Source organism: Kineosporia succinea (assembly GCF_030811555.1).
GTDB lineage: Bacteria > Actinomycetota > Actinomycetes > Actinomycetales > Kineosporiaceae > Kineosporia > Kineosporia succinea.
Genome location: NZ_JAUSQZ010000001.1, coordinates 7,616,003 through 7,635,907 on the forward strand (window position 1 = coordinate 7,616,003; position 19,905 = coordinate 7,635,907).

Genomic DNA, 19,905 nt, shown 5'->3' on the forward strand with positions numbered 1-19,905 from the left:
TTCGAGCTCCCGTCCTCGGAGGACCCCTGGTGTCGCACTCCCTCACGAACGCACTCCCCCCGCAGGCCCGCCACCTCGTCCCCGAGGCCCGCCCGCCGCGTCCCCCGGCCCTTCCGATCCCCCTGCCGCCCCGCCGCACCACCCGCATGGTCGCCCGGCGCTACGAGCTGGGCGCGCGCCTCGGCTCCGGCGGGATGGGCGTGGTCTGGTCCGGGTACGACCTGCTGCTCGACCGCGTCGTGGCACTGAAGGAGCTCACCGGCGACCGCGGCCGGGCCGCGGCCCTGCAGGAGGCCCGGGCCGCCGCGCGCATCACCCACCACGGCGTGGTCCGGGTCATCGACGTGGTGCTCGCCTCGCACGGCCGCGACTGGATCGTGATGGAGCTGCTGCCCGGCCGCTGCCTGGGCACCGTGGTGCGCGAGGACGGGCCGCTGGACCCAGCCCGCGTACGGGACCTGGGCATCCGTCTGCTCGAGGCCCTGAGCGCGGTGCACAGCAGCGGCCTGGTGCACGGCGACGTGAAGCCGGCCAACGTGCACCTGTGCGACGACGGCCGCGTGGTGATCACCGATTTCGGCCTGGCCCAGGAACTCAGCGGCGACTGCGCCGTGATCACCGGCATCGCCGAGGGCAGCCCGTCGGTGCTGGCCCCGGAGTCCATCGCCGAGGGCCGGTTCGGCACGGCGTCGGACCTGTACGCGCTCGGAGTGACGCTGTACATGGCGGCCACGGGCGAGAGCCCTTTCGAAGAGACCACCCCCGCGGCGGCGCGGCGGATCGGCCCGCTGCACGCCGTGATCGAGGCCCTGATGCACCCGGACCCCCAGCACCGCGTCAGCGCCCCGGCCGCCCTGGTGGCGTTGCGGCGCTCACGCACGATCGCACCGGCCCGGCGTCTTTCGCCGGAAGCAGCTCTCGCCGCCCGGTGAGAAGGCAGGACGGGAGGCAGGGGGCCGGTCGGCCCCCTGCCTCGCCTCACCCCAGTTCGGTGAGCAACTGCTCGGCCCGGCGCACGAACAGGTGCGCCTCCTGCCCCAGCGCCACCGTGCGCGCCCGGCGGGCGTGGTGCCGGGCCCCGGCGCGGTCACCGGTGGCCCGGGCCAGCTGAGCCCGGAACAGCACGAGAAGTCCCTCCGCGGAGCGCTGCCCGTAGAGGTCCAGGCACTCGTGCGCCCGGTCCAGGGCCGCACCCGCCTCGCTCGTCTGACCGGCCGCCAGGCGCATCTGCCCCAGCAACCCGTACCAGGTGGACACGCAGGTGCGCACCGGGTCGGCCAGGTGGGTCGCGATGAGACGCTCCGCCGCGTCCGCCTCCCCGGCCGCGTCCGCACCGGTCATCGCCAGCGCCCAGTGCCGGGCCAGGCGCAGGTAGGTCCCCAGCGACAGGAACGAGAAGTCCGGGTCGGCGGTGATCCCGCGCCCGGCGGCGTGGAGGGCCCACCCGGGATCGCCGACGATCACGGCGGTACGGGCCTCGAAGGACGTGGCGACGGTGACGGCGTAGGGGTCGTCACCGGCCGCGGCGTTCAGGTCGGTCAGCAGGGCCCGGGCCGTCGAGGTCTCCCCCGCGTACGCGGCGATCTCGGCGAACAGGCCGGAGGACATGAGCTGCACCCCGTCCCGCACCGGGTCGCCGGTGGGACGGGCGGCACCGAGGGCGCTGAGCCGCCGGAACGAGGAGCCGATGTTGCCCAGGCACCACTCATGGATCCCGGCGGCGGCCTGGCCGTAGGCCCGCACCACCTCGTCGCCGGAGGTGCGGCCCAGCTCGTCGAGGCGCCGGGCCAGCGGGGTGCTGCGGTCCAGCTCGAGGGCCTGGCCGTGAGCGGTCCAGCGGGAGAACAGGAATCCGGCGGCCTCCCGCTCGCGCCCCAGCTGCCGGGCCACCTGCTCGGCCCGCTCCAGCAGGCTGGCCGAGGCCATCCCGTACATCGAGCGCATACCGACGACGGCGATCAGCTGGGACAGCGCCTCGAGTTCGAGCTCGGGAAGCGACGAACGGCGGGCCAGCTCGACCGCGGAGCCGAGGTGACGTTCGGCGGCGGCCAGGGCGGTCTTCGCGGCGGCCCGGGCCCCGGCCCGCACCAGGGCGGTGACGGTCGTGGCCGGGTCGGCCAGGGGTCCCGCGGCCCACAGGTGGTGGGCGACGCGCTCGGGCACGGACTCGTCGTCCAGACCGATCTGCTCGATGGCGTCGGCGATGCGCCGGTGCAGACCGGCCGCCCGCGCGGGCGCGAGTTCCTCGGCGACGGCCTGACGCACCAGGTCGTGCGTGAAGCGGTAGGAGAACGGGTCGGCGGGGCTGGCGTCGACGAGGCCGAGGCGGCGCAGGGGCTCGAGGTGGTTGAGACAGGTGATCATGTCCTGGGCCGCCGACCGGGCCAGGAGCGGCAGCTCGAGGCTGCGCCCGACCAGCGCGGCGATCTCCAGGAGCTCACGGGCCGGCGGGTCGAGGGCGGTGAGCCGGTCGCGCACCACGTCGCGCACGGTCATCGGGACGCCCCGGCCCAGCACGGTCTCCGGGGTGATGACGGTGTCGGAGGCCAGGAGCCGCGCCAGTTCCCGCACGAAGAAGGGGTTCCCGGCGGTGCGGGCGTGGATGAGGGCCGCCACCTCGGCGGTGGGCCGGGTCCCGGTCTCCAGATGCACCAGCCGGGCCACCTCGTCGGGACCGAGCGGGCCGACCAGGACGCGCCGGTGACCGGCGGTGCGGCTGGCCGCGGCGAGCGTGCGCACCAGCTCGAGACGAGCGGCGGGGCCGCGGTTGCGCAGGGTGGCGACCAGGGCGGTGCCGGCCGGGAGCCGGGCGATGACGTGGTCGAGCAGGTGCAGGGAGCTGGTGTCGGCCCACTGCAGGTCGTCGATCATCAGCACGACGGGACGCTCACCCGCCCACCGGGCGATCAGGTCGAGCACCTGCTCGCGCAGAGGGAAACGGCTCGGCGGCGCCGCCGGGTTCCTGGTGCCGACCAGGTGCCCGAGGTCGCCGGCCAGCCACTCCTCCCGCTCGGCGGGCGGCAGCGTGTCGAGCAGCTCGGTGACCGTCTCGACCCAGGGCCACATCGTGGGCGTGCCCTCGTCGGGCAGGCAGTGCGCCCGCACCACCACCGCGCCCCGCAGCCCCGCCCGGTGCGCGACCTCGTCCAGGAGGCGGCTCTTGCCCGCGCCGGGCTCACCCTCGAGCAGCACGACGGCGTTCCGGCCGCCCAGGGCCGGCTCGAGAGCGCGCTCCAGCACTTCGATCTCGTGCTCGCGCCCCACCAGCAGATCGCCGGGCCCGGACACCACGACCGGCGCGACCACGGCCGGTCTCGTCACCGCGGGGGCCGGTGCGAGCACCCGCTGGTGGGCCTCGCGCAGGGCCGGGCCCGGGTCGATCCCGAGGTGCTCGGCGAGACGACGGCGCACCCCGTCGAACAGGGTGAGGGCCTCGGCCTGGTGGCCGGCCTCACCCAGGGCCGAGACCAGACCGGCCAGGACCGGCTCGTGCAGCGGGGCCATCGCGGCGGCCCGGTGCAGGGGCCGCAGCACCCGGTGGGCCTGGCCGAGCGCGAGCGCGGCCTCGTTCGCCTCGACGCAGACCCGGAAGAACTCGTCGTTGAGGCCGGCGAAGATCGGGGCGGCGACCGGGCCGTGGGCCCACCCGTCACCGGCCGGGCCGGTCCACAGCTCGAGGGCCTCGAGGTAGTGCTCGAGCGCGGTCTGCTGGTCGTCCTGAGCGCGGGCGCTCTCGGCCAGCTTCCGGAACCGCAGCAGGTCGAGCACGTCCGCGCCGCCCGCCCAGAGGTAGCCGTTGGGGCGGCTGAGCAGGTACTTCCCGGCCTCGCGGGGCGGCAGGTCGGGTTCGAGCAGACGCCGCAGCGACCCCATGTACTTGTGGATGACGTTGAGAGCGCTGGCCGGTGCCTCCTCGCCCCAGATCAGGTCGATGAGCTCGCCGGTGCCGGTGGGGCGCCCTCCCCGGGCCAGGAGCAGAGCGAGCAGGTAAGCCTGCTGGCGCGGCGCGGTTTCGAGTTCGGTCTCACCGCGCCAGACCCGTAACGGGCCGAGAACCTGCAACCGCAGTGCGTCACTGCCCGCCGCTGGTCTCCGCCCGTCGGTGTCAGCAGAAAACTGAGTCACCGTCATTTCTGACCCCTTAGAAATGGCCCGACCCAGGTCAAGACCCCTTTGCGGGCCAGATCGGAGATGCCGAAATGGAGCTTATGGGTACACTCTACTCGCTGGAGTACCAGTCCAGCCATAGTCACTGGAGTAAGACTCCAGTCAGTTTCTGATCGGAGACGTGCGTTGCCCGACCGCACAGCACCCCGGAACCGCCGCGACGAGTACGCCCGGATGACGCGGCAGGACGTGATCGACGCTGCGCGAAAACTGTTCTTCGAGCAGGGATACGAGCAGACCACGGTCGCCGACATCGCCCGGCAGGCCCAGGTCTCCCCGGCCACGGTGTACGCCCAGCTCGGCGGCAAGGAAGGGCTGCTGCAGACCCTGATGGACGTCTGGTCCACCAGCCCCACGGTCGCCCGGGTGGTCACCGACTCGATCGCCCAGCCCACCGGCCCGGGCATCCTCGCGGTGCTGGCCGACGGCTACATCGAGCACGCCGCCGAGGCCGGCGACATCATGACGGTCCTCGAACTGGCCTCCGCCAGCTCGACGCCCGCCCGCGAGTTCATGGACGTCGGCGAGCAGCGCCACCGCGAGGCCCTCCAGGCCGTCACCCAGGCCCTGTCCGACATCGACGCCCTGGCCGACGGCCTGTCCGTCGCCGACGCGGCCCTGATCATCTACTTCCACTTCCGGCACCCACAGCTCGTGCTCGCGTCCGACACCTTCGGCTGGGGCACCGAGCGGGCCCGGCAGTGGCTCCTGGAACGCGTCATGGCCGCGATCCTCAAGAGCTGATCTCCACAACCCGTCAACAACGGATGCCTACGTTCGAGGCACTGCCCACCACCGGTCGAAGGAAGCACAGACCATGGTCACCACCCACCACCGGTACGCCCAGGTCGACGGCCACCAGATCTTCTACCGGGAGGCCGGTGCCCGCGAACGCCCCACCCTGGTCCTGCTTCACGGCTTCCCGACCAGCTCACTGATGTTCCGTGAGCTCATCCCCCGGCTGGCGGACCGCTGGCACGTGATCGCCCCCGACCACCTCGGTTTCGGGCTCTCCGACGCCCCCACCACCCACGACTTCACCTACTCGTTCGACGCCCTGGCCGACCTCACCCGGGCCCTGATCGCCCAGCTGCGCATCGAGCACTACGGCCTGTTCGTGCAGGGCCACGGCGCCCAGGTCGGCTGGCGCCTGGCGCTGCGCTCACCGGAGGCGGTGCTGGCAGTGGTCAGCCAGAACGGCAACGCGTACGTCGAGGGTCTGCAGCCGGAGTTCTTCACGGCGCTGCGGGAGTACTGGCTCCAGCCGAACCCGCGCACCGAGGCCGGGGTGCGCGAGACGCTGACGCTGGAACTGACCCGCTGGCAGTACCTGACCGGGGTGGCCGACGAGACCCGGGTCGATCCCAACACCTGGATCCACGACCACCACCTGCTCTCCCGCTCGGGCAACGACCTGATCCAGCTGGCCCTGTTCGCCGACTACGCCTCCAACCCACCGCTGTATCCCCGCGTTCATCGGTACTTCCGGGCGTATCAGGTTCCGCTGCTGGCCGTCTGGGGCCGGGGCGATCCGATCTTCGGCCCGGCCGGCGCGCTCGCCTTCACCGCCGACCTTCCCGACGCCGAGATCCATCTGCTCGACGGGGGTCACTTCCTGCTGGAGAGCGCTCTCGACGAGGTCACGCCGCTCATCGAGGCCTTCCTCGAGCAGCACCTCGAAGAACCCGCCCTGAACTGAACCTCCCTGGACCACCACCGAACCCAGGGTGGACGCGTCGGGGCACCGACGCGTCCACCCTGGGGTCTCGCGGTACTCACCGACGACGATCCAGGTGCTCGGCCAGGAACTCCCGCACGATCGACGCCACCTCGTCGAGCGCGCTCTCGAGCAGGAAGTGCCCGCCCTCGAGCAGGTGCACCTCGGCCCGGGGAAGGTCTCTCACGAAAGCCTGCGCCCCGACCGGGTCGAAAACCGGGTCGTGACGGCCCCAGACCGCGAGCAACGGCACCTGGCTGTCCCTGAAGTACTGCTGCACCCGCGGATACAGTTCGACGTTGGTGGCGTAGTCGGCGAAGAGCCGTAGCTGCACCAGGTCGTTGCCCGGCCGGGTGAGCAGCCCGTAGTCGCCCTCCCAGGTGTCCGGGTCGACCACCGAGGAGTCGGCGACGCCGGTCACGTACTGCCAGCGCGTCGCCTCCAGGGTCAGGGCCTGCCGGGCCACTGCCTCGGTCTCGGGGGTCTGTTCCTTCCAGTACCCTCGCTGGGTCTCGAAAAAAGCCTCGTTCATGCCCTCTTCGTAGGCGTTGCCGCTCTGGGTGACGATCGCGGTCACCGCCTCCGGGTCGCGCAGGGCCAGCCGCCAGCCGACCGGGGCGCCGTAGTCCTGCACGTACATCGCGAACCGCCGAACCCCGAGCTGCCGCAGCAGATCCTGGGTGAGATCGGTGAGCGCCTCGAAGCTGTAGGGGAACTCGGTCACCGGCGGCATGTCGGAGTGGCCGAAGCCCAGCAGGTCGGGGGCGATGACGTGCCAGCGGTCGGCCAGCAGCGGGATCAGCCGGCGGAACATGAACGAGCTGGCCGGGAAACCGTGGAGCAGCACGATCACCGGCGCACCGGCCGGACCCGCCTCGCGGTAGTAGAGCGCCCTACCGCCGACCTCGGCGAAACGGTGATGGATCTGCGTCATGACCCGCATCCTGACAACGATCGCTGGACGGCGTGTGGACGCCGAATCCACTGGAAGTTCACCGTTACTCCGGCGAACGGGACCGGCCAGCAACGAATCATCAACCCCGCTGACCCAGTCTTCGCAGGTAAGCGCAGCACTGGATCTCCCCATGCCCCTTCAGGAGGAAACATGTTCCCGGGTCGACTTTCCCGCCGGGCGAAGACCGTCGCCGTTCTCGCGGGTGTGCCCGCCGTCGCCGCCGGGGTACTTCTGGCCACCGGACCGGCCCAGGCTTCCGGCCAGTCGTACTCGGCCGCCGCGGCCAAGCCGCTGGCTGGCAAGACCGTGGTGATCAAGGCGACGAAGTACCAGGGCAAGGACCGCCTGCTCACCGTGCGCGGCAACGGCTCGGCCGACCTGTCCCGCTCCAAGCCCACCAAGTCCAACGGCCTCTCGGCCGACGGCACCTCGTTCGTGCTCAAGAAGGTCGGCAGCAGCAAGGCCACCACGTACACGATCAAGAGCATCAACGACAGCGAGGGCGCCAAGGCCTACTGCCTGCAGCAGAAGACGAACGGCAAGGTCAACGTCGTGGTCTGCAACAGCAAGAAGACCAACCAGCGCTTCAGTTTCGAGCCGAACGGCAAGAACTTCGCCATCGCCGGCGAGTGGGGCTACCTCAAGGCCGACAAGCGCAAGCTGCGCGTGGCGAACATCGACAAGGAGTCGATGAGCTTCTTCAGCGTCAAGGCGCGCTGACCCGGAGAGGGCCGCTCCCGTTGCGGGAGCGGCCCTCTCGCGTCTGAACATCCGCTTCACCGGTTCCGTTCCGGATCATGGCGCCGCTCAGTACTTTTCCATTCTTTCCTGGTCGAATCGCCTCAGCCCGGTTCCCTCCTCGGCCCGGGCCGCCCCCGGGAGCGGGGCCGACCGCACGGTGCGGCGCCGGCCGGCCCGTTCCACCGCTCCCGGGCGCCTCGTGCGTTCGTCCCCAGCCACGATCGGAGCCAGGTGATCATGACCAGGATCAAGAAGAAGGCAGTGGCGGCAGCCGTCGGCGTTCTCGCCACCGCCGGTCTCCTCGTCTCGGCGGGCCCGCCCGCCCAGGCGGCCACCAACACCGTGCTGTTCTGCGTCCAGAACGTCAGTTCCGGCTACCTGATCTTTCCCAGCCGGTACAACTGGACCACCCCCGTGATCCCGCGTGGGCACTGCTGGTCGGCCTACCTGGACACCGGTGGCCTGGCCGAGGCGATCCTCGTCTACCGGGACAACGTCTACTCCTACGCCACGGCCTGGAACAGCAACGTCAGCGCGAAGGCCATCTACATCTAGGCTTTCCACCCCGAAGGGCCGCTCCCCCGTGCGGGAGCGGCCCTTTCGGCATGTTCACCCGAAGACCCAGATGTGGTCGTCGTTCGTGGAGCACGGGAAGAGCGTCAGACGCATCCCGAGCACCTTGTTGTCGACGCCGTCCGGGTTCGAGACGTTCAGGCACAGGTTGCTTTTCACGTTCACCAGGAAGAACCCGCTGCCGTGGGCCTCCTTGCGGAACATCTGGTTGTCGGAGCTGCCCAGCAGGCACTTGTGGGTGTTCACCACCGTGCCCTTGGCCACGGCCCCGCCACCGTTGACGTCCAGGCACCAGCCCGACCTCAGGTTGCGCAGCAGGAAGGTGCCGTCGGCCTGGGTGACCGTCTGATAGACCTGGTTGTCGTTGGTGGAACCGTCGCAGGTGTACTGCGCGACCAGGGCGTTCTCGGCGACCGACCCGGTGCGGCCGGGCAGGTCGGCGCAGTAGTGCGTCATCAGGTTCCGGATCACGCCGACCGTCTTGTACACCGGGCCCGCGGCCGTCGTGGTGCTGGTGCGGGCGGCGGCGGCAGCCGGCTGAGTGCTGGAGCTCTGGCTCTGCGTGGACTGACCCGAGGTGGCGTCGTCCTGGGCGTTCTGGCCCTGGGGGTTCTGAGCCTGGGTGTTCTGGCTCTGGGGTTTCTGACCCTGGGCGCTCTGACCGCTGCCCGTCTGCCCACCGCCCCCGGCCGGGGCCGGCGCGGTGCGGTTGTCGCCCGCCGGCACCGGCTGCAGCTGCGAGGAACCGGCCGGGCCGTTCTTCCCGGGTGCCGGTGAACCCGGTGCGGCCGAGACGCCCGCGGTGGCGGAGACGCCGGGAGTGCCCTTGCCCCCGACCGGAGCGGGCCCGGCCACGGCAGTGGACGAGTCGTCTGCCCCGAGCGCAGAGGCGGCCGCCCGCACTCCCTGGACGCCCCCGACCAGCGTCCCGCACGCCACCACCAGGCCGAGTCCGAGGACAGCCAGGCCCTGGAGCCCTCGGGTCGGCACGTGCACCCAGGGCCGGCGCACCAGGGCGGAGCGGCTCCACGAGGTCAGGACCTCGTCGTAGTCCGAGGTTCCCGGCCCGGAACCAGGTTCGGAGGGCGGCTCCCGGTCCGGCCCCGCCCCTGGCTCGACCTCGGGCCCGGGCTCACCCCTGGGCGCCGGCTCGACCCCGGACTCCGGCCCAGCCCCGTCTCCCGACCCGGCCTCGTCTCCCGGCCCAGCACCGTCTCCCGGCCCAGCACCGTCCCCCGGCCCAGCACCGTCCCCCGGCCCAGCACCGTCCCCCGGCCCAGCACCGTCCCCCGGCCCAGCACCGCCTCCCGGCCCGGCCCCGACCCGGGCCCCGGCTTCGGGCCCCGGCCCGACTTCAGGCCGCGGTTCCGGTCCTTCTCCCGAGCCGGGCCCCGAGGCCCCCTCACCACCGGCGGGGGTCTTCGGCGGGGTCGGCTCGTCCTGCTCGGTCTTCACGTGGGCTCCACTGAAACATGTTTCTCAAGAGATGATCCCGGAACGAGCGCCGGGCCGGGCCCGCCGGGCGTGGACCTGTCCGTGCCGTCGGCCCGGGCGCATGCGCGCCGAGCCTGCCGGACCGGCATTGACGTTCGATTGCCGGACCGTCCGGTTCCGGCGTCGAACCCGCCGCGCCGTCGTGCGTGACCTGTCAATCAGACGTCAACGGTGACGATCCATCGTGCTCACCATCCGAGCCGGGAGATCTGATGCCGCCCTTGAGCGACTGGTGCTTCCCCCAGCGACTCGGCGTCGTCGACGAGGCCGGTGAGCTGTCGGGAGCGCGGATCGCCGCCGACACCGGCAGCCTGCTCGAGCTCCTGCAAGGGCTCGGAATGCGCCCGGCGATCGCCCGGACGGCGACCGAGGCCTTCCGCTCGGCCGCGCAGGAGCTGACCCACTCCGAGCCGGGCGCACGGGTCGCGCGGTACGAGGACCTGCGGCGGCGCACCAGCAGCTGGATCACGACCGCGATCGAGTTCGGCACCTGGGGTCACGACGCCGACACGAGTCGTTACTACGAAACCCTTTTCGATCAGAGGTCCGATCCGGGCCCCGGCGACGGGATCGGCCTGGACGCCCTGGAACGGGAGCTGGGCCTCGAATCGAAACCGTCGCTCCAGCAGGCCTTGCGGACGCGGTGGCTGACCCGCACGAGTGAAGTCGCCTCCGCGCGGCTCGGGGAACTCGGGCCCGGCGAGCGCGCCGACCGCACTCAGACGGCGACCACGCTGGTCAACCGTGCGCTCGTCGCCCCCGGGGGCGTGATGGGGATGCCGGGTCGCTCCCTGGTGCCGATCGTGGCGATGCTCCTTCCCGGGGCCGCGTCGTCGTCCGGAGACCTCACGACCGCCCGGACGACACTGGACCGGGCGGTCGCGGCGCTCGATCTCAGGCCCTCCGGTCTGGCCGGCGGGTCGGCCTCCTCCGGGTCCGCGACCCCACCCGAGATCCACGAGATGGTGCCACTGGGCGCCGGCGTCCCCGCGTCCACCGTTCCCCCTCCCGTGACCGACGAGGTCGAGCACTTCGGGCCGCCCCTGGACCCCGGCGCCGAGCCGCACTTCCTCGAGCGCTCCCACCCGCTCGTGAACATCCGGCCGCTGTCGGACGCGCTGGTCGCCTCGATGCGCGACGGCCTGCTCGAGGCGATGCGCACGAACCCGCACCCGGCCGGTCACGTCGGGCTGGAAGCCTTCGGGACCCGTCTGCACGCGATCCTCGACAGCCGCCTGCTGAGCACCGCCGGGGAAGAGCTGCGCTCGGAGGCCGGTTTCGAGATCCCGCTGACGCGGGTGCCGGGCGCCGGCCCGGCGCTGGCCCTGCGCCTGCGCGCGAGTGACCCCGCGGCCGTCGAGGAGAACGACGCGGCCGGACGCCTGTCCGGCCAGGCGGTGCAGCTGCAACGCTGGGCCTTCTCCTCGCCGGAGAAGCTCTCGAGCGCGAGCAGCAGCGACCTGCGGACCGGCGGCCTCGCGACCTCCGGGCACTGGGACCTCGACCGGTACGGGATCGGCCGGATCTCGCTCAACGGCCTCGTGCGGGTGGTCGTCAACCAGCTCAGCCGGATCGTGACCGCCGGCAGCGGGGTCTCCGCCTACACGATCCTGCGCAGCCGGGAGCCCTCGTACGTCTTCGACTACACGATGAACTGGGAGTTCCGGCTGCTGGAGACCGGTTCCGACCACACCTGGACCCGGTTGCCGCTGCGCGAGGGGGTGCGGGGCGAGCGCCTGCGGGTCTGGTTCCCCCGGTCCCAGAGCACCGTCGCCCGGGGTGAGGCGGCGCTCGCCCCGACCCGGCCCGACCCGGCCGTTCGCGGCATTCTCGAGCACGCACCGGTGGTCGGCGTCGAGGACGTGCCCTCCGCGCACCGGCTGGTCGAGGACGTCCTGGCCGCCTTCCCCGTCCTCGCCGACCTGCACCCGGACTCGCTCGCCGACCTGAAGGACTTCCTGTCCGCCGACGACGTCAAGGCCAACTTCCCGCACCTCGCCTTCGGTGACGGCATGCCCACCACCGATCTGCGGAGCAGTACCGGATCGGCCCTGGGATTCCTGCATTTCTCGACCCCGCTCGAGGAGAACCTCCAGCCGGCCGGGCCGAACCTGGAGAACGGGGTCGTCGAGACCTATCTCGTCAGTGTTTCCCGCGCCCAGCTGTCGGTGACCGTGTCCAACGCCGTGTCGTTCGCCCTGAGCCTCGTCCTCGGGCTCCGCAACGGCCTGTCCCCGGTGGCCGACGTCCGCGCCTCGGCCGGTGCGTCCGTGGCGTACCGGTCGGAGCACACGCTCATCAGCGGCGGCAGCACCAAACTCGTCCGCTCCCTGCGGGCCGCGGGCCCGACCCAGCGCAGCGCCGGGACCTTCCGGCTGCAGGCCGAACTCGTGCGCCCGGCCGGGGCCCCCCTGCTCCCGGTGGCGACCTCCCGGTTGCCGAACGCGTCGTACCCGGTCAACCTCCAGATCCCCTCGAACGACGCCCTCGTGAACACGGCCGAGACGCCGGCCCGGCACCTTCCGCCGGAACTGCTGCACCTGCGGGTCCTGGGGCTGAGCACCACGACCACCCGGGTCACGGGCGTCGACGGTCTGGCCCGTGAGCTGGAGACCCTCCTGCGGGAGCAGGGATACCTGCCCGTGCCGCAGGAACCCGGCACCCACGTGGCGAACGCGCTGGAGATGCTGGCCGACAACCCGCTCACCCGCCTGGCGGTCCACCAGGAAACCCTCGACCGGGCCCGGCTGGCCAACGTCCGCGAGATGAACCGGCTCCGGGGCCGGGCCGGGCTGCGCGCGTCGGTCGACAACGCGATCGCCGGTGGAGCGCTGTTCACGTTCGAGAAGCCCACCCGCAGCGGCGTGGAACGGATCTCCGCCACTCTGCACACCAGCCGCAGCTACCAGCCCGGCGGTGACGAGGCCGGCGTGACCCAGGGACTCCGGCTGCCCGGCGTCCAGACCCTGAACTTCGTCGCCTCGAGCACCCCCGGGGAGTGGCAGTCGTCCGTCACCCCCGCGGCCGCGACCGTCGAGGCGAACGTCTCCGGGCAGTCCGGTGGTCATCTGACCCCCGGTGCGAACCCGCACTACACCGACGGCGCCGTCGTGGGCGGCGGCGTCGGCGGCAGCAGCGCCACCTCGTACCTCAGCGGTTCCAGCGTGGGGACCGGCCACGAGTACTACCTGCTGAGCCCGACGAGTCAGGGCACCACCCAGTTCGACGTGCCGGTCACCCACACCCTGACGGTCACCGGATCCTTCGGCCCACAGCGGGATCTCGGGCCCGCGCCCGGCCGGATGACCCTGGCCGTGCCCGACTTCCGGCTGCTGACCCAGGCCTCCACGGAGCCCCGGCCCGCGCGGCCGGCGACGCGGACGGTGACCCCCGAGGACCGGGTGCGGCTCACCGGGGAGGGCCAGATCCTGCTGCCGGAAACCGCCCTGATCGAATGGATCGAGGGCAGCGGGGCCCTGCAGAACCTGGTGCGCGAGAACTTCGGGACGCTCCGGCCGCCGGACGCGGCGGTCCCGGCCCAGGTGCTGCCGGGTGCCGCCGAGGCCGTCCCGGCGGGCGACGTGGTCCCGGCCGGCCCGGGAGCCGCTGTCGTACGGGTTCCCCGCACCGCGCTGGGCGTGATCGGCGGCTGGTTCCGGGCCGCCTGGGAGGTCCTGGCCGCCGGGCCGGCCACGATCGCCCGGGCGATCGTGGGTGAGAACCTGACCCGGGCCTCGTCGCACGCCAACGGCGTTCTGCACAGCGCTCTGTCGGCCGAGCACCTGCACGCCCACGCCCTGCGCATCCTGCGCGACTCCTACGTCGTCGAGGGGGTGGCGACCTCCGGCATCTGGGCCGGCCAGGACGTCGTCCTCGAGGTCAGGGGCTACCTGACGGGAGTGAAGGCCCAGCCGCGCACACCCACGATGGACGGGGAGCGCTGGTTGCAGTCCACCACCGGTCACAGCGAGGGCGTCAGCACGTCGAGTTCCCTCCAGGGATCCCTCCGGGCGCAGGGGCAGGGGCCGGCCGGGTCCGCCCCCGGCGGCCAGCTGGTGCGCGGGTCGGGCTCGACCCACGCGGAGCAGACCGTGGACAACACCAGCGAGATGCGGGTGACGGTGGAGGACTCGATCAGGATGCACCCGTTCAACGCCACGGCGGTGTTCGTGGTGTCGATCCGCCGGGGCACCCAGCAGTTCGCCACCAACCTGGTGGGCCGGGGCGCCGAGCCCCTGGCCGAGCTGGCGGTCAATCTGCCGAACGGGGTCCAGTTCCTTCTCACCGACAACGATCTGCACAACCATCCACGGCTGGCGAACCTGGCCGTCGCCCAGGACGAGACCCTCACGGAGACCCTGACCCCGCCCGTCGCCGACCTCCCGCTGCCACTGCCCTTCCGCCGGAGCCACGGGCAGCTCGGGTTCGGCACCGTGACCGAGGTGACCCTGGACCGGGGGCGCGACGCGCTCCAGAACGAGATCGTCGCCGCCCTGGAGAGGCTGGCCCCGGGCATCGTGACCCCGGGGACGAGCGCGTTCATGCCCGGCCTGCTGGGCCTGGTCAACGAGAACAGCAGCTCGCTCGGGCGGCGCACCCTGATGAATCACGGCCCCCAGGGCCACGTTCAGTTCAAGGCCGTCCACCGGTACTGGGGCTGGCCCCGGATCGTCAGCATCAAGCTGCACCTGCACGTCGCCCCGGCGGAGCTGGAGGCGGCCCGGGCCCGCCGCGTCGCCACCGGCGGCGTGGACAACGTCATCTCCCACATCAGCGCGCTGGGCACGGCCCTGCCCGGGCGGACGCCGGGACGGACCCGGATCACCGACACCAGTTTCCGCACCAGCCAGGTGGACCTGCAGCCCGCCGGGAACGTCCGGGCGGCCGAGCTGACGCCCACGCTGACCTCGGCCTCCCGCAACAGCGTGGCCACCTCGGCCACGTCCACCCGTGAGACTCGCACCTGGACACGCTCCATGGAGTCGATGGAGACGACCTTCGCCGGCCAGATCCGGGGCGAGGTCACCATCGAGCCGGCCTACGGTCACGCGCTGATCGCCCTCCGGCGCGCCCTGGTGCTGCTCATGACCTGGGGCTACGTGGCCGTGGTCGTCGACGTCCTGCACCAGGCGCTGCGGAGGCTGGCCGCGCTCGCCACCGGCGCCCCGGTCGTCACCACGGTCACCGCCGTCACCGCGGCTCCCGAGGCGGCCACGCCCGAGCCGATCCGGGTCGAGGCCCGGATCAGCGTCCGGTTCCAGGCCAGCGAGGCCGACCTGCGTCTGGGACCGGAGGACACCCAGGTCCCCGCGCCCTGGCGTCTGGGCGAGATCCTCACGGCGGACCCGATCCCCCTGCCCTCCGTACCCGCCGAGCCCGGCGCATCCCCGGCCGATCACGTCGCGGTCACCGTGGGCACCGGCCCCCTGGATCTCACGACCGCCGACGTCTGGCGGCCGGTCCGCCCGGTCCACGTCTACGACGTGCCCGACATCGACCGGCTGGGCGAGGCCGTCCGGCAGGTCGCGCCCGACCACTGGCGCGACCTCTTCCCGCCCACCTCGAAATCGGCCGAGGGCATGTTCATCCGGCTGAACCGGCTGATCCAGAGCGGAGCGCTGACGCTGCTCAGCGGGGCCGCGACCGCACCCCTCGTCTCGGCGCGCAGCGCCCCGGTGCAGATCCGGCTGACCCTCTACGCCCCGGTGGTCGACCTCACCGGCCAGAAGATCGCGATCGACGACATCCGCGTCGACAACGAGATCCGCACCAGCACCGCTGCCACGTCCGTCAGCCGGAACCTGACCTTCGCCCCTTCCGGCACCGTCAACGCCGCCGACCTGGGCGGCTCGGTCCCGCTCATCGGCAGCACCGACGGCGGCGGGAACGCCTCGGCGTACGGCACCCAGCTGCGCGACGTGCTGCGCTTCGGCTCCGCCGCCGGCGCGGCGGGAGCCTTCGACGGTCACCGGGTGGACGTGGTGGCCGTGTTCGAGGTCGTGGGTCCCGGGGGCACGACCCGCTGGGTGCCGTCCCGGATGACGCTGCGCACCACCGAGACCCCGCCCACGCACCGGGCCGCGCAGCTGCCGGGTCCGCGATTGTCACCCGAGGGCATCGTGACCGCCCGGGCGGCCTGGCGAGACGGCCCGGCCCGGGCTGCCCACGACGCCCTGAGCTCGCTCGAGGCGGGTACCTCGCGCGACGAGCTCCTCGCCGAGGCGACCGGTCTCGTGGGACGGGTCAGCCTGTTCGGCGCGGATCTGAGCGGGGCCCCGGGCCCGGAGGCCGCCTTCCTGCGCAGCGAGGTCGTCCCGGTCGTCGCCCACCACCTCCGGACCCGGGGCGCCGCGTTGCCGAACGGACGATCGCTGCACGAGCTGCTCGAAGAGGCGGTCGACGACCTGCACCTGCAGATCCCCCGGATCGACGCCCCGGCCCTGCAGTCGATCCTGTCGGCCCTGACGCACGGATTCGCCGGGAGACCGGATCTCCTGTCCATAGCCCGGCACGAGGTCCTGCGCCTGGGCCGGCGACCTGAACTCACGGCCTTCGACGAGGCCATGAGCCTGGCCCTGCTCGAGCACCTGGCCGGCCGGCCCGTCGACGTGCCGGCGCTGATGACCCGGCACCGGCCGGGCGGGGCGCAGAAGGTCGCCTGGCTCTTCCGGCTGCACGACCTCCGGACCCGGAACAGCGACTGGGAAAGCAAGATCAAAGAACTCCGGCTCATCCTCGTCCACTGCCCGGACTGACGAAAGAGACTCTCCCCGTGAACAATCCCCCACCCAACGACCAGATCTCCTCCACCCTGGCCGACCTCACCCGCCTGAACGAGGAGGTGGCCCTGCTGGCTCACCAGCTGGAGACCACCACGATCGACGTGAGCAGCCCGGACGGATCGATCACGGTGACCACCACCCTGCACGGATCGGTCACCGGCCTGCGGTTCGCCGACGAGCGGCACCGGGAGCGGACGGGCACCCAGCTCGCCGTGGACCTGCTGCGGGTCCTGACCGACGCCCGTGAGCAGGCGACGGCCCGGGCCGCGGAGGTGACCGGCACCGGAGCCTCGCCGAGCACGCAGACCGTGCTGCCCGGCGACGCGCTCGGGGACCTGCTGATCGGGCTCGACGCCCTGTTCCGGCCCGGCCCGAAATGATCACTCACGACCGAGTGTGAGGATCTGGGGGCCGTCTCGCGCTTGTCGCTCTTCGTCCAGAAGACGTTCAGAGGGGCGTGGTTTAATCAATGTCCCATTTTTCCGGCCCCAGGAGCGACCCGTGGCTCACCTCAGAGCGACCGCGCGCCGACCCGCCGTCGCGCTCCGTTCCCCCGCGACCACGGCGGTGGCGACCGTCCCCGGTGCCCACACCGACGCGTCCCCCATCGGATAGGTCGATCTCGTGGAGCACGACACTCGGCGTGGTGACCTACCCCCTCTGAAACTGCAGGTTCTGGGGCCGCTGCGCATCTGGCGCGACGGCGTGGAGGTCGACGCCGGCCCCTGGCAGCGCCGATGCCTCCTGGGGTTGCTGCTGGCCCACAACGGTCAGCCGGTGGGGATGAACGAACTGGTCGACACCTTGTGGCCCTCGGACCCCCCGGTCAGCGCGGTCAACATCGTGCACAAGTACGTCGGGGCGTTGCGCCGCCTCATGGAACCCGACCTGGCGCCGCGGGACAGCGGGTCCTGGCTGCTGCGTTCCGGCAACGGCTACCGGTTCGTGGCCGATCCCCGCGTACTGGACCTGGCCCGGTTCGTCGAGCTGCACGACCGGGCCCGCACCGCCGCCCGGGGCGGCGACGACCACGCCGCGCTCCTGCTGCACCAGGAGGCTCTGCACCTCTGGAACGGGCCGGCCGGTGAGGACGCGGCGGGCTCGCCCGTGTTCGCCGGCGTCAACCAGCAGCTCTTCGACAGTGCCACGGAGGCCGCCGATCTGGCGCTGCGCACTGGCGAGCACGGTCGTCCGGTCGCCGTCATCCGTCGCGTGTGCTCCTGGGACCCGCTGAACGAGTCGCTGCACGCCCGCCTGATCCTGCTGCTGGCCGGGGCCGGGCACCAGGCCGAGGCCCTGACGGTCCACCGCACCGTGACCGCCCGTCTGGCCGACGAACTCGGCCTGGACCCGGGCCCGGAACTGCGCGCCGCCCAGCAGCAGGTGCTCAGGGACGAGGCGCCGGCCCTGACCACCCCCGCGGTCCGCCCGGAGACCGGGCAACGTCCCCGCCCGGCCCAGCTGCCGGCCGATCTGAGCATGTTCGTCGGCCGCGAGGAGCAGATCGCCGCCGTCACCCGGCTGATCGAGCAGCGCTCCGGACGCACGTCCACCGGCCCACTGGTGCTGGCCCTCAGCGGCATGGGAGGTGTCGGGAAGTCCACTCTCGCCGTGCATCTGGCCCATCGATTCAGCGCCGCCCACCCCGACGGCCAGCTCTACGTGGACCTGCGGGGTTTCGACGGCGACGGGGAGGAGGTCTCGACCCCGGAGGCACTGGCGACCCTGCTGCACTCCCTGGGGGTGCCCGGGGCGTCCGTCCCGAGCCGGATCGAGGCCCAGGTGGGCCTTTACCGCACGGCCAGCGCCGACCGCCGGCTGATCGTCCTGATCGACAACGCGCGCTCGGTGCAGCATGTGCGCCCGCTGATCCCGAACAGTGCCAGCGCCCTCGTCATCGTGACCAGCCGCACTCCGCTGGCCGGGCTGGCCGCGATCGAGGGCGCGGTGCTCCTGCCCCTGGACCTTCCCTCGGCCCCCTCGGCGCGAGCCATGATGGCGGCCCGGCTGCAGGCCCTCCCCCGCCCGGCCGACGACGCCGTCATCGACGAGATCGTCGACCTGTGCGGCCGTCTCCCGCTGGCGCTGGCCCTGGTCGCGGCCCGGGCCCTGACCCGCCCCACCTTTCCGCTGCAGGTGGCGGCCGACGAGCTGCGCGCGCACTCGACCGTCCTGCACGCCTTTCCCGACGGGGGCGGAGATGCCGGTCCTCGCAGCGTCTTCCGCTGGTCGTACCGGCACCTGAGTGCCGAGGCGGCCCGCCTGTTCCGGCTGCTGTCGCTCAGCATCGGCCCGTCGATCTCGGCCGCGGCGTGCGCCAGCCTGCTCGGGGGCGAGCCCGCCCCGACCCGGCGCCTGCTCGGTGAGCTCCTCGACGCCGCGCTCGTGGCCGAGGTGGCCCAGGACCGTTTCAGCGCCCACCTGCTGGTGCGGGCGTACGCCGAGGAACTGTGCCGCCAGACCGAGAGCGGGGCCGAGCGCGCCGAGGCGAGCCGGCGCCTGCTGCAGCACTACCGGCACACCGGCCACCACGCCATCGTCGCTCTCCGGCCGAAACTCGAGCCGATCCCTCCGGCCCCGGCCGTCGAGGGGGTGCACCCGCAGGACGTGGGCACCTTCGACCAGGCCATGTCGTGGTTCGCGGCCGAGCACCAGGTGCTCATGGCGGCCGTGAACCGGGCCGGTGACCCCCAGTTCGGGGTGTCGCCCTGGCAGCTGGCGCTGAGCGCGCAGACCTATCTGCACTGGGGCGGGTTCTTCCACGACTGGAAGACGGTCATGCAGACCGCCCTGACCGCAGCCCGGGCCCAGAACGACCGGCTGGGGCAGGCTTACGCCCTGCGCAGCCTGGCCGGGGCGCACCACTACCTCGGTGAGGGCTCCTCCGCGCTCGAGTGCCTGTACGGGGCGCAGGAGTTGTTCGCCGAACTCGGCCGGGTGCGGGAACTCAGCTTCGTGCAGTCGAACCTGGGAGACGTCCTGACCCGCCTGGGGCGCTTCGACGAGGCGCTGGCCGCGCACGAGGAGGTTCTGCGGACGGCGCGTTCGATCAGCCCGACCCGGGAGGTCGTGGCTCTGCTCCAGGTGGGTGTGGCCCTCATGGACTGCGGCGAGTACGCGCTGTCGGAGACCAGGATGCGCGAGGCCCTGAAACTCAATCAGGAGCTGGGGAAACCGGAGATCGAGGGGTCGATCCGCATCGACATCGGCTCCCTGTTCGCCCGGATGGGCCAGGACGGTCAGGCAGCCGCGGAGTGGGAGGCCGCGCTGCCGGACCTGCGCGCCTTCAAGCACCGGCCGGACGAGCTGAAGGTGCTGCTGGACCTGGCCGACGCCCGGATCCGGCTCGGTGACCGGGTCCGGGCGCGCGAGGCCTGGCGCAGCGCCGTCACGCTGGCGGCCGGGTTCCAGGATCACGAGACCGGGGAGACGAAGGCCCGCTTGCGGAGCATCGAAGCGGCGCTCGACGACTGACG

At 72.3% G+C, this 19,905-nt stretch carries 11 protein-coding genes; 8 read left to right on the forward strand and 3 right to left on the reverse strand.

What is annotated here, in order from left to right:
- Positions 1–29: 29 nt before the first annotated feature.
- Positions 30–932 (forward strand): serine/threonine-protein kinase, encoded by a 903-nt coding sequence (locus J2S57_RS33520; RefSeq protein WP_307250297.1) that lies wholly within the window; start codon positions 30–32, stop codon positions 930–932.
- Between the two features lie 46 nt (positions 933–978).
- Here the strand turns inward: J2S57_RS33520 and J2S57_RS33525 are convergent, their stop codons facing one another.
- Positions 979–4,131, reverse strand: coding sequence for an ATP-binding protein (locus tag J2S57_RS33525; protein ID WP_307250299.1), 3,153 nt, complete (start codon positions 4,129–4,131; stop codon positions 979–981).
- Between the two features lie 162 nt (positions 4,132–4,293).
- Between J2S57_RS33525 and J2S57_RS33530 the strand changes: the two genes are divergently transcribed.
- Together J2S57_RS33530 and J2S57_RS33535 are read left to right on the forward strand one after the other, a co-directional pair.
- A complete protein-coding gene (locus J2S57_RS33530) occupies positions 4,294–4,911 on the forward strand; it encodes a TetR/AcrR family transcriptional regulator (protein ID WP_307250301.1) in 618 nt (205 codons plus the stop codon).
- Between the two features lie 73 nt (positions 4,912–4,984).
- Positions 4,985–5,866 carry an alpha/beta fold hydrolase gene (locus tag J2S57_RS33535; protein ID WP_307250303.1) on the forward strand — a complete coding sequence of 294 codons (882 nt, stop codon included), beginning with the start codon at positions 4,985–4,987 and terminating at the stop codon, positions 5,864–5,866.
- A gap of 76 nt (positions 5,867–5,942) precedes the next feature.
- Here J2S57_RS33535 and J2S57_RS33540 read toward each other — a convergent pair whose 3' ends face one another.
- A complete protein-coding gene (locus J2S57_RS33540; RefSeq protein ID WP_307250305.1) occupies positions 5,943–6,818 on the reverse strand; it encodes an alpha/beta fold hydrolase in 876 nt (291 codons plus the stop codon).
- Positions 6,819–6,989: 171 nt separating this feature from the next.
- Here J2S57_RS33540 and J2S57_RS33545 point away from each other — a divergent pair, with 171 nt between their 5' ends.
- Positions 6,990–7,559 (forward strand): ricin-type beta-trefoil lectin domain protein, encoded by a 570-nt coding sequence (locus tag J2S57_RS33545; RefSeq protein WP_307250308.1) that lies wholly within the window; start codon positions 6,990–6,992, stop codon positions 7,557–7,559.
- Between the two features lie 258 nt (positions 7,560–7,817).
- Entirely contained in the window at positions 7,818–8,135 is a 318-nt protein-coding gene (locus tag J2S57_RS33550; protein ID WP_307250310.1) for a hypothetical protein, read from the forward strand.
- 54 nt (positions 8,136–8,189) lie between these two features.
- On the opposite strand, the gene J2S57_RS33555 is transcribed toward J2S57_RS33550, so the two are convergent.
- The gene (locus J2S57_RS33555; protein ID WP_307250312.1) at positions 8,190–9,608 is read right to left on the reverse strand and encodes an RICIN domain-containing protein; all 1,419 of its coding nucleotides are present in this window, start codon (positions 9,606–9,608) and stop codon (positions 8,190–8,192) included.
- 251 nt (positions 9,609–9,859) lie between these two features.
- Between J2S57_RS33555 and J2S57_RS33560 the strand changes: the two genes are divergently transcribed.
- The 3 genes from J2S57_RS33560 (at position 9,860) to J2S57_RS33570 (ending at position 19,903) form a co-directional block, all read left to right on the forward strand.
- The gene (locus tag J2S57_RS33560; RefSeq protein WP_307250314.1) at positions 9,860–16,402 is read left to right on the forward strand and encodes a hypothetical protein; all 6,543 of its coding nucleotides are present in this window, start codon (positions 9,860–9,862) and stop codon (positions 16,400–16,402) included.
- Between the two features lie 17 nt (positions 16,403–16,419).
- Entirely contained in the window at positions 16,420–16,809 is a 390-nt protein-coding gene (locus J2S57_RS33565; protein WP_307250316.1) for a YbaB/EbfC family nucleoid-associated protein, read from the forward strand.
- A gap of 244 nt (positions 16,810–17,053) precedes the next feature.
- Complete coding sequence (locus J2S57_RS33570) at positions 17,054–19,903, forward strand: AfsR/SARP family transcriptional regulator (RefSeq protein WP_307250318.1); 2,850 nt, start codon at positions 17,054–17,056, stop codon at positions 19,901–19,903.
- The last annotated feature ends 2 nt before the right edge of the window (positions 19,904–19,905 follow it).